Here is a 13747-nt window from a genome sequence, read left to right as displayed (position 1 = left end):
GCATGGCCAACGACACGAGGCAGCGAATTCTTGAGGCATGCAGCATCTGCATCGCCCGTGACGGCGTCCGCGGCATGCGCGTGCAAGACGTCTGCAAGCAGGCAGGAATCTCCACCGGGCTTGTCTACTACCACTTCACCGACAGGGACGGCCTGCTGGCCGCGACGCTTGAATACGTCAACGTGGACTCGGTCGCACAACGCGAGGAATCAATCGCAGGCGGCAACGAGTCCTACGGATTGTTGCGCGAATTGCTGCTGGCCGAGATCCAGGACGACGAGTTCGTCCGCGCGAAATCAATTGTGTGGAACGAAATCAAGGCCATCGCCGTCTTCGAGCCGCCGCTGGCCGAGCACCTGGCCGGGTCCACGGCCGCCTGGCAGTTGCACGTCGCAGAGCTGGTCAGCGGTCACACCGGGACCGAGGTCGGGCAATGCCAGGAAACAGCCTTGCTGCTGACGTCCCTGGTTGAAGGCCTTTCCAGCCGCTGGCTGTCAAACCAGCTGGACAGTGCCGCGGCACGCGCGGCATTGGAACGCGGGATGGAAGCGATCCTGCCGGCCAACGCCTGAGCGAACGCCCGGGAACCAGCCGCCTGTCATGCATTCTCAGGCTGGAGGCGCGACGCGGTAGTGATAGCGGGAGACGGTTTCGAAACCCAGCGATTCGTAGAGTCCATGCGCGATGTGGTTGGACTCGACGACCTGCAGCCAGAGTCCCTCGAGATTTCTGTTTGATGCTTCGGTGAGCAACGCCCGAACGACGGCGCGGCCGTGTCCGCGGGAGCGCGAATCGGCCTTCGTGGCGACGGCGTAGATCCCGCCCAGGTTCCCGACCAAGGCAAGCCGTGCGATTGCCTCGACCCGGCCTTCGAAGACCAGGGATGCGTAAACGGATGGCGTTTCGGCAAGTATCCGGCGGCTTAGCGACTGGGCCTCCGGGACATTCGGCCCTTCGGCGTCCCACAAGGTTTCGAGCCAGGCTTCGCTCGGTTCATCGGAGTATTCGATGCGCGGATCGCCGTCCCCGCCGCCATCGTTGGTGTCTTCAGCGAGAGCCAGGTATTGCACGAGCGTCGGCGAATCGAGCAGATAGCCACGTTCGGCAAGGCGCTCATCCAAGCCCGGGGGCATCGAATCGGGGCTGATCTGGAAGACGGCAGGCAACCCGCGATCCGCGTAGCGGTGTTCGACCACCGCGAGGGCAGCGGCAAAGTCCGCGGGCTCGCCCAGTGGCAACACCGAGTTCGCCCGCTTGGTGACTCCGCCGGAAAAACGGCAGACCCAGCCATCAACGGCTTCTTCCTCGAGCGCCCGCCAACCCCTGGACATGACTTCGTCCAGGGCTGCAGGTCTAGCGGACCGGGAATCCTGCTTCACGAATGGCGTCCTTGACCTGCTTGATCATGTCGTCGGGACCAAAGTGGAAGATGGAGGCGGCCAGCACCGCGTCGGCGCCCGCGGCGATTGCCGGCGGGAAGTGCTCAGGACCCCCGGCGCCGCCCGAGGCGATCAACGGCACGGTGACCGCCGCACGCACGGCGCGGATCATTTCGAGGTCGAAGCCGTCCTTGGTGCCGTCGGCATCGATCGAGTTCAGCAGGATCTCGCCCACGCCGCGCTCGGCCGCTTCCTTGGCCCAGGCCACGGCGCAGCGGCCGGTGCCGGTGCGTCCGCCGTGGGTGGTGACCTCGAAGCCCGAGGCGACATCCGGGTTGTCGGTGCGGCGGGCGTCGAGCGAAAGCACGAGCACCTGGGACCCAAAGCGCTGGGTGATTTCGTTGATGACCTCGGGGCGGTCAACCGCGGCGGTGTTGATCGAGGCCTTGTCGGCGCCCGCGCGCAGCAAGCGGTCGACGTCCTCGACGGCACGCACGCCACCGCCGACGGTGAGGGGGATGAAGATTTCCTCGGCCGTCTTGGCGACTACGTCGTAGGTGGTTTCGCGGTTGCCCGAGGACGCCGTCACGTCAAGGAACGTGATTTCGTCGGCACCGGCGGCGTTGTAGCGCTTGGCCAGTTCCACGGGGTCGCCGGCATCGCGCAGCCCCTCAAAGTTCACTCCCTTGACGACTCTGCCGTTATCCACGTCGAGGCACGGGATCACACGGATCGCAACGCTCATGAAGGATCAACTCCTAGAAAAGTTATGAAGGTGGTGTTCTTTGAGGGGGTGGCGCAAACGCCGGAACTAGATGCGGCAGGCGTGGATCTGGCTGACCAGGATCGCTCGCGCGCCCAGGTCGTAGAGCTCATCCATGATGTTGTTGGTCTGGTTCTTCTTGACCATGGCGCGCACTGCAACCCAGTCCGAATCCTGCAACGGGGAAACCGTCGGGGATTCGAGTCCCGGGGTGAGGCGGCAGGCTTCGTCGGCCTGGTCGCGGCGCACGTCGTAGTCCAGCATGACGTAACGGCGGGCAACCAACACACCGGTCAGGCGGCGCTTGAGCACTTCGAGCCCGGCAGGGTTGCGGCCGGTGCGGCCGATGAGGACCGCCTCGGACTTCAGGATCGGATCACCGAAGATCTCCATGCCTGCGGCCTTGAGTGTGTTTCCGGTTTCCACGACGTCGGCGATGGCGTCGGCCACGCCGAGGCGCACCGAGGATTCCACGGCGCCGTCGAGGCGGACCACCGAGGCTTCGATGCCGCTTTCGGCCAGGTAGCTGCGAAGCAGTGCGTCGTAGCTGGTGGCGATGCGCTTGCCCTGAAGCTCGCTCTGGTGGGTGAAGGATCCGACGGGTCCGGCAAAGCGGAAGGTCGAGGCTCCGATGCCCAGCGGCAGTTCCTCTTCGACATCGTCATTGACCTCGGCGTCGAGGTACAGGTCGCGCCCGGTGATTCCGACATCAAGGATGCCGCGGCCTACGTATACGGCGATGTCGCGGGGGCGGAGGTAAAAGAACTCGACGTCGTTTTCCGGGTCGATCATGACCAGTTCACGGTTGTCGCGGCGCTGGACGTAGCCAGCCTCCAGCAACATGGTCGAAGCGATTTCTGAAAGGGCTCCCTTATTGGGAAGTGCTACACGCAACATGAGGTGTTTCTCGTTTCTGACTTTGGGTTTTTACGGCATCAGGACAACAAATTTTTGCTTGTTGGCCACCGCGGCTCGAGGGTCTTACACAAATCTGCCCCGAAAGCGGCGGCTAGAGATGCTTGTAAACGTCCTGCAAAGTCAGACCCTTGGCCAGCATCATCACCTGAAGGTGGTAGAGCAGCTGGGAGATTTCTTCGGCGGCTGCTTCATTGCTTTCGTATTCGGCAGCCATCCACACTTCGGCGGCTTCCTCGACGACCTTCTTTCCGATGCCATGGACGCCCGAGTCCAGTTCGGCGATGGTACGCGAACCTTCGGGGCGGGCCTTGGCTTTCTCGGAAAGCTCGGCGAAGAGGGTGTCAAAAGTTTTCACATGAACAGCGTAGCCCGGCGTGTCCAGCCCACTTACAACCACCGCCCCAATGTGACGAAGGACTCGCACTCAAGCGCGAACATGACGCGAGGATGACAATGCGGGCGGTGCCGCCACCGACCAACCAGCTTTTCAGCACCCACCTGCAGGTGGTTCCGCGCGGCCAAAATAAGGGCTTGAGGTACGTGGATTTCCACAAGGCACCCCGCTCACCCGAGAGCCTCACGCGGGCCGTCGAGGCGTTGGGCCTGGTCCGCTTTGCCTTACCCGAACTGGCGATTGGGGAAGGCAAAGCAGACCACGAAACGTGGGTATCAGCGGCGGGTCAGCGCCACCGCGGTCTGCAGCCCGGCACTCATGGCCTCATAGCCCTTGTCCTCGACGGAGCCTTCCAGGCCCGCGCGGGCAATTGCCTGCTCTTCGTTGTCACAGGTCAATACGCCAAAGCCGACCGGAACCCCGGTTCGCACCGAAACATCGGTGAGTCCCAGCGTTGCGCCCTGGCACACGTAGTCGAAATGCGGGGTTCCGCCGCGGATGACAACGCCCAAGGCAATCACCGTGTCGTAGTCCTGCGCCAGCCGGGCTGCTGCCACGGGAAGCTCGAAGGTGCCGGGAACCCGCACGATGTCCGGCGTCTGGATTCCGGCGTCCTTCGCGGCACGCTTGGCACCGTCGATGAGCCCGTCCATGATCTGCGTGTGCCAGCTGGCCGCGACGATGACCGCGCGCATGCCCGCCTTGCCCGCCGCGACTAGCTCGTTGGCTCCGATGACTGGTGCTCCGTGTCCGCTCATTATTCAGCTCCTGTGTTGGTGGTTACTGTGCTCGGCAGCTGCAACGAGTGGTGCAGCAGTTCCTGCTTGGTGCGTAGGTATTCAAGGTTTTCCGGCCGTGCCGCCATGCGGGTGGGAACCCGTTCGGTCACGTCGATTCCGGCTTCCTCCAACCACTGCTCCTTGAGCGGGTTGTTGGTGACAAGCCTGATGCGGTGGATGCCCAGCGCATCAAGAATGGCGGCGGCGGCATCGTAGTTGCGGGCGTCGACCGGCAGCCCCAATTGTTCGTTGGCCGCCACGGTGTTCGCTCCCCCGTCCTGCAGGGCATAGGCGCGGATCTTGTTGGCCAGTCCGATGCCGCGACCCTCGTGCCCGCGAAGGTAGATCAGCACCCCGCCGAACTCGTTGATGGCCTGCAGGCCTGCGGCCAATTGCTCGCCGCAGTCGCAACGGTAGGAACCGAAAACGTCGCCCGTGAGGCACTCGGAATGCACGCGCACCAGCGGCTCGGACGGCATCGTGCCGTCCGGCCCCGGGGCGGAGAGGGACAGGTGCTCCACGCCCGTTGCGCGCTCGAGCCAGGCCCGCACCATGAATTCCCCGTGCGGGGTGGGCACCTTGACCTCGGGGCCGGACTGCACGGCCGCCGCCTTGGTGCCGATGGCCGGCTCGGCGTCGCAGCTGGCGCGCCACGCAGCAAGGTCTTCGATGCTGACCAGCGGAATGTTCCACAGGTCGGCGAATTCACGCAGCGCGGGAAGCCGCATCATGGAGCCGTCGTCGTGCACCAGTTCGGCGATGACGCCCACCGGTTCCAGGCCGGCGGCCACGCACAGGTCGACGCTGGCCTCGGTGTGGCCGCGGCGCACCAGGACGCCGCCGTCCACCGCACGCAGCGGGAAGATGTGCCCCGGACGGGTAATGAGGTCCGGTCCGGAGGCCGGATCGGCCAAGATGCGCGAGGTCAATGCCCGGTCAGCCGCGCTGATGCCGGTGCTCACGCCGTGGGCAGCATCGCACGACACGGTGTAGGCGGTTCCCTTGGCATCCTGGTTGTTCTCCACCATGGGCGGCAGGCCAAGCGCGTCGGCCCGGTCCCCGTTCATCGGGGTGCAGACCACGCCGGAGGTATGCCGGATGGTCCAACCCATGAGTTCGGGCGTGGCGAATTCCGCGGCGAAAATGATGTCGCCTTCGTTTTCGCGGTCCGCATCGTCAACGACCACCACCGCCTTGCCGGCGGCCATGGCACTGATCGCCGAGGCTATGGAATCCAGGCGGATTGTTTCGGTGCTCATGGTGTTGCTCCTTCGACAGTGTTAAAGGCGGCGAGGCGTTCGGCGTACTTGGCCATCACGTCCACCTCAAGGTTCACGCTGTCGCCCGGTGCCCGTTGGCCCAGCGTGGTTTCGCGCAGCGTGGTGGGAATGATTCCCACCTCGAACCACTGGTCCTTTTCGTTGGCGTCTGCGACTTCGGTGACGGTCAGGGAAATCCCGTCGATGGCGATCGATCCCTTTTTGGCCACGTACCTGGCGAGCGGGTACGGGATGGCGAACCTGAAGCGGTCCCAGGCGCCCAGGGTTTCGTGTTCCAGAAGGGTGCCCACTCCGTCCACGTGTCCCTGCACCACGTGCCCGTCAAGGCGCCCGCCGGCCTGCACGCAACGCTCGAGGTTGATGGCCTCGCCCGCCTTGAGTCCGCCGATCGTGGTGTGCCGGAGGGTTTCCCCCATGACGTCGAGCGCGAGCGTGTCGCCTTCGATGCTGGTTGCGGTGAGGCACACGCCGTTGATCGCAATCGATCCGCCCAGACCGAGGTTGTCCGTCTGGTTCGGTGCGCTGATGCGTAGCACCACGGAGTCGGATTCGGGTTCGGCGTTCACCGCTTCGACGCGGCCCATGCCACTGATGATTCCTGTAAACATTTGTTGTCCTTACGCTGCGGTGCTGCCCGTGGGCAGCCGGACCGGCATTGGTTCTAGGTGGGTGAGGGTGTCGGCACCGAGGATTTGCACCGATTCACCGTCGATGGGATCGAGGCGGAAGGCCCGGGCTTCGCCCAGCGTGCCTACCCCGAGATTCCCGATGCTTTGTCGCCCGGCTCCCAGGAAGATGGGTGCCTGGTAGAGGTAGATCTCGTCGACCAGGTCCTCGGCGAGGAACGCCGTGATGATCGAGGATCCGCCCTCGATGAGCACATGGGAGATTCCCGATTCGTGCAGCCGCCCAAGCACCGTCCGTGGGTCGTGGGAACGGATCTGCTCCCAGTTCGCGTCGGCGGTGAGGGCTGCCCCTGCCGGCACATCTCGCTCCCCCATCACGATGCGGCGTGGTTGGCGGTCGAACGGCTGGCCGTGTTCGTCGCGCGCACTGAGCCTTGGGTCGTCCACCAGCACCGTCCCGGTGCCCACCACGATGGCATCCACCCGCGAGCGGATCCGGTGCGCATGGAGGAGGGAATCAGGAGACGTGATCCACTGGCTGGTTCCATCCGCGGCGGCAATCCGACCGTCGAGCGTCTGGGCCAGGTGCAAGGTCGTGAAGGGGCGTTCTCCGGCACGGGCAAGGAACCAGCGGTGGTTCAGGTCAAGCGCCTCGGATTCGAGCAGGCCCTGCTCGACGTTCACCCCCGCGGCGCGCAGCCGCGCGGCACCGCCGGCAGCATCCGACCCCTCGTCCTTGGCCGCGTAGACCACGTTGCCGATGCCGGCATCGATGATCGCCTGCGAGCAGGGTCCGGTGCGTCCCGTGTGGTTGCAGGGTTCAAGGGTCACCAGCATGGTTGCCTCGCGGGCCGCGTCAGGCTGGATGGGGCCGAGCCGGGTGAGCGCGTCGGCCTCCGCATGGGGCGTTCCCGCACCGCGGTGGTATCCGGTGGCGAGAATGTTTCCCGATGAATCAATGACGACAGCACCCACCAGAGGGTTGGCCCCGCGGACTCCGCGTTTGGCCAGCTCGAGGGCAACCCGCATTCCGGCGATCCGGCGATCCGCCGGCATCAGATGCCCGCCTTGACCGTGGGATCCGGCATTGTGGTTTCAATGGTTGGTTTGGAACCCTTCTGGGCCTTCCACCAAACAAAGAAGCCGACGAGGGTGAAGCAACCGTAGAACAGGTACATGAAGGCGCTTGCGTAGTATCCGGCGCTGAAAAGCAATGGCACGCCGACCACGTCGACAAGCACCCAGATGAGCCAGAACTCGACAAGCCCCTTGGCCATGCCATAAGTGGCGAGCAACGAACCCACGAACGTCCAGGCATCCGCCCACACGGGTGCGTAGGAGCCCAGGGCCCCGAAGACCGGCGTCAGCGCAACGGTGCCGACCACCAGGATCGCGGCCATGCCGAGGCGTTCGTTCTTGCTGGCCCAGCGCGGGGTGACCGCGCTTTGGCCCGAATCGCGGCTGGACTTCCAGCGGTGCCAGCCGTAGATCGACACGGCAATGAACATGATCTGTCGTCCGGCCTGGCCCAAGAGGTTGGCCGTTGAATCGTGGCCGAAGATGCTGCCGAGGAACACGGTCAGCAACAGGGCGTTGCCGATGATGCCGATCGGCCAGGCCCAGACCTTGCGGCGGATGCCGCCCAAGGCGGAAGCCAGGCCAAAGATGTTGCCCACGACTTCGCGTACCAGCAGTGCGCTGCTACCTATCGTGATGTAAGAGTTGAAAGCTTCAATGAGCCACCGCAGAAAATCCATCGTCCTCCTGTCAAGCCGCGGCGGCTCCGGGGGTTTCGATACGACGGTTCACTGCCATCCTGCACGTGATTGCCTGAACTTGAGGGCCGGTAGTCCGTGGACTTCCGCCGTCTTTTCTTGGCACCACCCGTGAGGGTTCAAGTGTTGCGTGTACGTGCTTCTCCCATCCAGACTTTAACTGTCGGTACCGGAATTTCACCAGTTCAACCGCGCCTCCGAAATTCCGTAAGGAACCTCTTTGGCGCGGGTCGCGGACTATAACCGCCGGTTCGGACTTACACCGACCCCGGAGCACGTTGTGTAGTTGTAGCTCTTAGTATTACACGGACACAGGTGTTTGGGCGGCGAGGTTTCGTAATGTGTCGACGGCCGCAGCCGGGTCCTCGGTGCCGTAGACAGACGAACCCGCGACAAACACGTCGGCTCCGGCCTCGGCGGCACGCAGAATGGTTTCGCGGGTCACCCCGCCGTCGACCTGCAGGGCGATGGGCAGGCCGGTTCCGTCGATGGCCCGGCGGGTGCGCCGGATCTTCGGAAGGACCAGGTCAAGGAAGGCCTGTCCCCCGAAGCCGGGTTCCACCGTCATCAGCAGCACCATGTCCAGCTCCGGAAGCATGTCCAGGTACGGCTCGATGGGCGTCGCGGGACGCAAGGCCATCGAGGCCCGCGCACCTGCCGCCCGCAAGTCCCTGGCCAGCTTCACCGGGGCGGCCGAGGCCTCCGCGTGGAAGGTCACCGAGGCCGCTCCGGCCTCCGCATAGCCCGGGCCCCACCGGTCAACATCGGTGATCATCAGGTGTACGTCCAACGGCAGATCGCTGACCTCGTTGAGCCGCTGGACCACGGGAAGCCCGATGGTCAGGTTCGGCACAAAATGGTTGTCCATGACATCCACGTGCACCGCATCGGCGGTGTGGATCCGGTGCAACTCACGCTCGAGGTTCGTGAAGTCGGCCGACAGGATGGACGGGTTGATCTGGCAAGTGCGCATTGAAGCTCCTGGTGAAGGGGACCCGGGTCGCGGGCGTGCGTCTGGCTAGGCGGTACGGGTCAACAATGCCATGAACATGGCATCGGTGCGGTGGATGTGCGGCCACAGCTGGATGGTGCTGCCGTCGCCGACCTTGCGGGACGCCGAGGCCATGCCCGGAAGCGCGGCGGCCTCGAGTGCGGCACCGGTATCGAGCAGCTTCACGTTCGCGTGGCGCGAGAGAACGTCGTCGATCACGGCGACGGTTTCGGCCGGGTGCGGCGAGCACGTCACGTAGGCGACAACGCCGCCGACGCGCACCGCGCTGAGCGCCGCGTCAAGCAGCTCGCCCTGCAGGATGGTCAGTTCGGCAACGTCCTTCGGGCTCTTGCGCCAGCGCGATTCAGGGCGGCGGCGCAGCGCGCCAAGGCCCGAGCACGGGGCGTCGACCATGACCCGGTCGTAGCCGCCCGCGTATTCCGCCTCGCCGTATTCGCGACCGTCGCGCACCGAAATCATCCAGGTGTCCGGGTCCACGGCCACCAGTGCCTTGGACACGAGCTCCGCGCGGTGTTCGGCGGGTTCGTTGGCGGTCAGCTTGGCACCCTGCTCGGCGGCCAACGCCGCCAGCAGCGCCGCCTTGCCGCCGGGTCCGGCGCACAGGTCCAACCAGTAGGTGTCCTCGCCGGCATCCGGCAACGGCACTTGGGCCAGGGCCCGGGCCACCAGCTGGGAGCCGGCATCCTGCACGCGGGTGCTGCCTTCGCGCACCGAGGAAAGCCGGGCAATGTCCCCGCCCTGGTAGTAGGCGGAATCGGCGACGAGCGTACCGACCTCGGCGCCGTTGTCGATCGCTTCCTCCAGCGAGCCGATGCCCGGAAGGGCGACCAGGTTCACGACCGGGGCAAGGTTGTCGGCAATGAGCAGGTCGTTGATCTCGCTGGCCTCGCGGCCGTGGGCAACGAGGGCCTGGCGCAGGGCGCGAACGATCCATTCGGGGTGCGAGTGGACAAGTGCGGCGGCCGCGCTCTCGTCGGTGATGCCTTCAACCAGCTCGGCGCTCCAGGTTTCCATGTCCTTCAGCGACACCTTGCGTAGCACCGCGTTGATCAGGCCCGAGGCTCCGGCGCCGATGACCATGCGGGCCAGCGAGACGGTTTCGTCGAGGGCCGCGTGGTTGGGAACGCGCATGGCGAGCAACTGGTGGGCCCCCAGGCGCAGCGCGTCAAGCACCGCCGGGTCCAGCTGGTCCAGCGGGCGGTCGACGCAACGGGACAGGATCGCGTCGTACAGTCCCTGCCCGCGCAGGGCGCCGTAGGTCAACTCGGTGGCGAAGCCCGCGTCGCGGCGATCAAGGCGGTGGTCGCGGATGCGGGTCGGCAACACCAGGTTTGCGTAGGCGTCGTGTTCGGCCACGGCGCGCAGCACCTCGAATGCCGTCAGGCGCGCCGGGTCGGCGCGGCGTCCGCGGGCCGAGGGGGCGGATGCGCTGAACTGGCGCTGCCCGCTGCCTCCGCGGTTGCGGGTGCGTCCTGCGTCGTCTCGACGTTCCTGGCCTCCGCCGCGGTTGCCTTCGTTGCGTCGCGGACGGTCGGAACGTCCCTGTCCGAATTCGCTCATGCGAATTTCACCTCATCCACGGTTCCGGAAGCGAGAATCCCTCGCGCCCAATCTGCTGCATTCATCATTTTCTTGCCAGGTGGTTGCACCAGGCCAAGTTCTACTGCGTGCGACCCCGTGCCCACCAGGACACGCGGTTTCTTGCCCGGCTCGATCCGGACCTCGCCCGGAACCAGATCGGTGACTTCGGAGTGCGGCACCAGCGTTCCCAGCTTGAACCGCTGGCCGTCCAGCTCGGTCCAGGCTCCCGGGTCCGGGGTGGTTCCGTTGATGCGACGGCGAATGACCAGCGCAGGAAGCGACCAGTCGACCTTGCCGTCGACCAAGGTCAGCTTGTGCGCATAAGTGGTTTCGTTCTGCTGCTCGACGCCCACGAGCTTGCCCGCGTCAAGGCCGGCAAGGGTCTGGGACAGCAACACCGCGCCGGAGATCGCCAGCCGGCCCAGCAGTTCCCCCGAGGTGTCGGCGGGGTCGATGGTTTCGGTGAGCGTTCCGAAGATCGGCCCGGTGTCCAGGCCCTTTTCGAGCTGGAACGTGACCGCGCCGGTGATGTCGTCGCCGGCCATGATCGAGTGCTGGACGGGGGCCGCGCCGCGCCATGCGGGCAGCAACGAGAAGTGCAGGTTGATCCAGCCAAGGCGCGGAATCGTCAGCGCCTGTTCGGGGACCAGTCCGCCGTAGGCAACGATCGCCGCGATGTCCAGGTCCAGGGTCGCAAGGCGCTCCTGAGTCTGCTCGTCGATGCGGTTCGCGTGGATGATTTCCAGGCCCAGTTCCGCGGCGCGCGCGGCGACGGGCGACGGGGTCAGCACGCGCTTGCGACCCACCGGGGCGTCCTCGCGGGTGAGCACCGCCACGACGTCGAACCCGTCGGTGACCAGCCGGTTCAGGGATTCGACTGCGACCTGCGGCGTTCCGGCAAAAAGGACCCTCATGCCTGGCCGCCAAAGCTGGCGCCGGCGCCGAAGCTCGAACCGAGGGCCGCCGAACGCTGGTTGACGGTGGTTGCGGCAACACTGTTGTAGTTCGTGTTGCGCAGCTTGCGGAAAGCTTCCTTCTTCAGGTCGCCGGTGAGCCTGTCGATGTACAGGATGCCATCGAGGTGGTCGGTCTCGTGCTGCAGGCAGCGGGCCAGGAAGCCTTCGCCCTCGACGACGACCGGGTTGTTGTCCACGTCCACGCCCGTGGCACGGGTCCAGCGGCGGCGGGTCACCGGGTAGCCAAGGCCGGGAATCGACAGGCAGCCTTCGGAAATGTCGTCCTGGTCGTCATCGCTGAGCTCGAGGACCGGGTTGATGATGTGTCCGCGCTGGCCGGCGATTTGGTAGGTGAAAACCCTTAGCGATACGCCGACCTGCGGGGCCGCAAGACCTGCGCCTTCGACGTTTTCCATGGTTTCGTCCATGTCCGCGACAAGCTTGCGCAAGACGGGGCCGAATTCGGTGACCTCATCAGCCCGCGTGCGCAGGATTGGATCGCCAACGATGCGAATACCTAAGACGGTCATGGGGATCCGTCTCCCTTCCGCCGGCTGAGCCCCGGCAATGTGCTGTGGATGTAGGGACGCGCCACACTCAGTTTGTGGCCGCGCCTTCGATCAAGTCTACCGAGCGGACGCGTCCTCCGATGTTGCGGGAGGACCCACCACATGCAGGGCAGAACCGGCATCGCGCACCCGCTGGCTCGCACCCCAGACCTGTCGAAGCGACCAAAACTTCGACCAATACGCGGGAAGCACCTCCGGATTGGCCATGACGGTTTGCACCTCGGTCTCCCCGATCGCCACCCCCAGAAGCATGGGGTCTTGTGAGTATTTCCACGCTTCCCAGGTGCCGGCCGCGGCGTCGACCACCATTTCCTCCGCCTTGGCACCGGCCGCAAGCTGCATGATCACCTTGGGATCCAACGGTTTCACCCGGCCCTCCCTGTCGGTACCGCGGGTCTTGTAGTCGATCAGGCACAGGCGCCCACCGATGGTTGCCACGAGGTCAAGGGTGCCCGCGTATCCGATGCTGCTGTTCCAGACGGTGACCTCCGCGGCCAAGGGCTGCACCTGGTACTGCTCCCACCATTCATCGAACCGTCCGGCAAATGCTTCCTCGCCGTTTTCGGCCAGGGCCTCACGCGCCTGGGCCGCCTGGTGCGACTGGCCCAGTGCACGCAAGGCGATTTGTTCGCAGTACTGGTGGACGCGGTCCCCGCGTGCGGCGGCCGCGTCTCGGTATTGCGCGGCGGCACTGGAAGCCTGCCGGGCCAGCGCCTTGAGCTTGGCACTGTTCCCCACGGCACCGCCGAGCCGTTCGTCTTGGATTACTGCGGTTGCCGCCATGTGGCCGATCCAACCGTCCATGTCCATCTTTTCCTGGGCGATGACCGTCGTGATGGATGGAACCTCGGGAAGTTCGCCGATTTTCCGGGCATACATGCGTCCGAAATCGGTCTGCTGAGCCAGCGCTGGAGAAGTCATAAAAAGATTTTTTCATGCTTTGACCACGATTTGCCGTTTTTGGACCCGCGGCCGAGAGTTGCAAACCCCGAGATCATGCGGATTATTTGCCGCTGCGGCCGCAAGGAACCCCCGATTTGGAACTTTGGGTAAACGTCGTATAGAGTTTTTACTCGTTGGAGCGCAGCCAAACGGAACGGAAACGAACCGGGCGGAAATCGATTCACATGTGGACATAGCTCAGCTGGTAGAGCGCGACCTTGCCAAGGTCGAGGTCGCGAGTTCGAACCTCGTTGTCCACTCGCATTAGATTCACCGGATCGGTTTACCGATCCAACCGACTGGTAGTTTACTATCCGTTGGCTATGGTGGGGTGGCCGAGAGGCGAGGCACCGGCCTGCAAAGCCGTTTACGCGGGTTCGAATCCCGTCCCCACCTCGTAGGAATTTTGCAAGTAGTATGGGCGATTGGCGCAGCGGTAGCGCGCTTCCCTGACACGGAAGAGGTCACTGGTTCGAACCCAGTATCGCCCACGAACAGTCAACACTTTATGTGTCGATTTTTCACGTGGACATAGCTCAGCTGGTAGAGCGCGACCTTGCCAAGGTCGAGGTCGCGAGTTCGAACCTCGTTGTCCACTCCAAGAAATATGGACCTCAATTCTTTCGAAGAGGGGTCCTTATTCTTTGGCTTTCCAAAGAAGCCAGGCATTAACTTTGGGCGATTGGCGCAGCGGTAGCGCGCTTCCCTGACACGGAAGAGGTCACTGGTTCGAACCCAGTATCGCCCACGAACAGTCAACACTTTATGTGTCG

The 13747-nt window shown here is 64.6% G+C and carries 15 protein-coding genes, 5 tRNA genes and 1 riboswitch; of the genes, 6 read left to right on the top strand and 14 right to left on the bottom strand.

The annotated features are described in order from the left end of the window. Window positions 1-2: 2 nt before the first annotated feature. Complete coding sequence (locus ACIQLF_RS10800; protein ID WP_400297918.1) at window positions 3-572, top strand: TetR/AcrR family transcriptional regulator; 570 nt, start codon at window positions 3-5, stop codon at window positions 570-572. Between the two features lie 36 nt (window positions 573-608). Here ACIQLF_RS10800 and ACIQLF_RS10795 read toward each other — a convergent pair whose 3' ends face one another. The 14 genes from ACIQLF_RS10795 to ACIQLF_RS10730 form a co-directional block, all read right to left on the bottom strand. Then, window positions 609-1379 (bottom strand): GNAT family N-acetyltransferase, encoded by a 771-nt coding sequence (locus ACIQLF_RS10795; RefSeq protein WP_400297916.1) that lies wholly within the window; start codon window positions 1377-1379, stop codon window positions 609-611. Next, window positions 1354-2124, bottom strand: a complete 771-nt coding sequence (hisF, locus tag ACIQLF_RS10790) for an imidazole glycerol phosphate synthase subunit HisF (protein ID WP_400297913.1) — start codon at window positions 2122-2124, stop codon at window positions 1354-1356. Before hisF ends, ACIQLF_RS10795 begins: the two co-directional genes overlap by 26 nt. Before the next feature lie 66 nt (window positions 2125-2190). After that, entirely contained in the window at window positions 2191-3039 is an 849-nt protein-coding gene (gene hisG / locus ACIQLF_RS10785; protein ID WP_400297911.1) for an ATP phosphoribosyltransferase, read from the bottom strand. Window positions 3040-3151: 112 nt separating this feature from the next. Further along, window positions 3152-3415 carry a phosphoribosyl-ATP diphosphatase gene (locus tag ACIQLF_RS10780; protein ID WP_209997433.1) on the bottom strand — a complete coding sequence of 88 codons (264 nt, stop codon included), beginning with the start codon at window positions 3413-3415 and terminating at the stop codon, window positions 3152-3154. Between the two features lie 314 nt (window positions 3416-3729). After that, window positions 3730-4212, bottom strand: a complete 483-nt coding sequence (gene ribH, locus ACIQLF_RS10775) for a 6,7-dimethyl-8-ribityllumazine synthase (protein WP_400297907.1) — start codon at window positions 4210-4212, stop codon at window positions 3730-3732. Next, complete coding sequence (gene ribB / locus ACIQLF_RS10770) at window positions 4212-5492, bottom strand: 3,4-dihydroxy-2-butanone-4-phosphate synthase (protein ID WP_400297904.1); 1281 nt, start codon at window positions 5490-5492, stop codon at window positions 4212-4214. Before ribB ends, ribH begins: the two co-directional genes overlap by 1 nt. Continuing rightward, entirely contained in the window at window positions 5489-6121 is a 633-nt protein-coding gene (locus ACIQLF_RS10765) for a riboflavin synthase (RefSeq protein ID WP_400297902.1), read from the bottom strand. The genes ribB and ACIQLF_RS10765 overlap by 4 nt, the downstream gene beginning before the upstream one ends. A gap of 9 nt (window positions 6122-6130) precedes the next feature. Continuing rightward, on the bottom strand, window positions 6131-7195 hold the full coding sequence (gene ribD, locus ACIQLF_RS10760; protein ID WP_400297899.1) for a bifunctional diaminohydroxyphosphoribosylaminopyrimidine deaminase/5-amino-6-(5-phosphoribosylamino)uracil reductase RibD: 1065 nt from the start codon (window positions 7193-7195) through the stop codon (window positions 6131-6133). Then, window positions 7195-7896, bottom strand: a complete 702-nt coding sequence (gene pnuC, locus ACIQLF_RS10755; RefSeq protein ID WP_400297896.1) for a nicotinamide riboside transporter PnuC — start codon at window positions 7894-7896, stop codon at window positions 7195-7197. The genes ribD and pnuC overlap by 1 nt, the downstream gene beginning before the upstream one ends. 150 nt (window positions 7897-8046) lie before the next feature. Continuing rightward, a riboswitch (FMN riboswitch) is annotated at window positions 8047-8195 on the bottom strand. Window positions 8196-8215: 20 nt separating this feature from the next. Continuing rightward, a complete protein-coding gene (gene rpe / locus ACIQLF_RS10750; RefSeq protein ID WP_400297893.1) occupies window positions 8216-8887 on the bottom strand; it encodes a ribulose-phosphate 3-epimerase in 672 nt (223 codons plus the stop codon). Between the two features lie 45 nt (window positions 8888-8932). Beyond that, entirely contained in the window at window positions 8933-10486 is a 1554-nt protein-coding gene (locus ACIQLF_RS10745; RefSeq protein WP_400297891.1) for an RsmB/NOP family class I SAM-dependent RNA methyltransferase, read from the bottom strand. Continuing rightward, a complete protein-coding gene (gene fmt, locus ACIQLF_RS10740; RefSeq protein ID WP_400297888.1) occupies window positions 10483-11421 on the bottom strand; it encodes a methionyl-tRNA formyltransferase in 939 nt (312 codons plus the stop codon). Before fmt ends, ACIQLF_RS10745 begins: the two co-directional genes overlap by 4 nt. Continuing rightward, a complete protein-coding gene (gene def / locus ACIQLF_RS10735) occupies window positions 11418-11993 on the bottom strand; it encodes a peptide deformylase (RefSeq protein WP_400297885.1) in 576 nt (191 codons plus the stop codon). Before def ends, fmt begins: the two co-directional genes overlap by 4 nt. Window positions 11994-12089: 96 nt before the next feature. Further along, window positions 12090-12953: a cytochrome gene (locus tag ACIQLF_RS10730; protein ID WP_400297882.1), complete on the bottom strand. Its 864-nt coding sequence runs from the start codon at window positions 12951-12953 to the stop codon at window positions 12090-12092. Between the two features lie 208 nt (window positions 12954-13161). Between ACIQLF_RS10730 and ACIQLF_RS10725 the strand changes: the two genes are divergently transcribed. From ACIQLF_RS10725 to ACIQLF_RS10705, 5 genes are all read left to right on the top strand, one after another. Beyond that, window positions 13162-13234, top strand: a tRNA-Gly gene (locus ACIQLF_RS10725). A gap of 65 nt (window positions 13235-13299) precedes the next feature. Continuing rightward, window positions 13300-13370: transfer RNA gene (locus tag ACIQLF_RS10720), tRNA-Cys, on the top strand. Between the two features lie 23 nt (window positions 13371-13393). Further along, window positions 13394-13465, top strand: a tRNA-Val gene (locus tag ACIQLF_RS10715). 34 nt (window positions 13466-13499) lie between these two features. Continuing rightward, window positions 13500-13575, top strand: a tRNA-Gly gene (locus tag ACIQLF_RS10710). A gap of 75 nt (window positions 13576-13650) precedes the next feature. After that, window positions 13651-13722: transfer RNA gene (locus tag ACIQLF_RS10705), tRNA-Val, on the top strand. Window positions 13723-13747 lie beyond the last annotated feature (25 nt).

The organism is Paeniglutamicibacter sp. NPDC091659, assembly GCF_044756805.1.
Lineage (GTDB): Bacteria > Actinomycetota > Actinomycetes > Actinomycetales > Micrococcaceae > Paeniglutamicibacter.
The sequence above is the reverse complement of the archived record's forward strand: the minus strand, read 5'-3'. Positions and strand labels throughout refer to the sequence as shown.

Bases quoted from the DNA above. Each gene is read 5' to 3' on its own strand.
- ACIQLF_RS10800 (WP_400297918.1), top strand. From the start codon at position 3: ATGGCCAACGACACGAGGCAGCGAATTCTTGAGGCATGCAGCATCTGC.
- ribH (WP_400297907.1), bottom strand. From the start codon at position 4,212: ATGAGCGGACACGGAGCACCAGTCATCGGAGCCAACGAGCTAGTCGCG.
- hisG (WP_400297911.1), bottom strand. From the start codon at position 3,039: ATGTTGCGTGTAGCACTTCCCAATAAGGGAGCCCTTTCAGAAATCGCT.
- ribB (WP_400297904.1), bottom strand. From the start codon at position 5,492: ATGAGCACCGAAACAATCCGCCTGGATTCCATAGCCTCGGCGATCAGT.
- ACIQLF_RS10730 (WP_400297882.1), bottom strand. From the start codon at position 12,953: ATGACTTCTCCAGCGCTGGCTCAGCAGACCGATTTCGGACGCATGTAT.
- pnuC (WP_400297896.1), bottom strand. From the start codon at position 7,896: ATGGATTTTCTGCGGTGGCTCATTGAAGCTTTCAACTCTTACATCACG.
- ACIQLF_RS10745 (WP_400297891.1), bottom strand. From the start codon at position 10,486: ATGAGCGAATTCGGACAGGGACGTTCCGACCGTCCGCGACGCAACGAA.
- rpe (WP_400297893.1), bottom strand. From the start codon at position 8,887: ATGCGCACTTGCCAGATCAACCCGTCCATCCTGTCGGCCGACTTCACG.
- def (WP_400297885.1), bottom strand. From the start codon at position 11,993: ATGACCGTCTTAGGTATTCGCATCGTTGGCGATCCAATCCTGCGCACG.
- ribD (WP_400297899.1), bottom strand. From the start codon at position 7,195: ATGCCGGCGGATCGCCGGATCGCCGGAATGCGGGTTGCCCTCGAGCTG.
- fmt (WP_400297888.1), bottom strand. From the start codon at position 11,421: ATGAGGGTCCTTTTTGCCGGAACGCCGCAGGTCGCAGTCGAATCCCTG.
- hisF (WP_400297913.1), bottom strand. From the start codon at position 2,124: ATGAGCGTTGCGATCCGTGTGATCCCGTGCCTCGACGTGGATAACGGC.
- ACIQLF_RS10765 (WP_400297902.1), bottom strand. From the start codon at position 6,121: ATGTTTACAGGAATCATCAGTGGCATGGGCCGCGTCGAAGCGGTGAAC.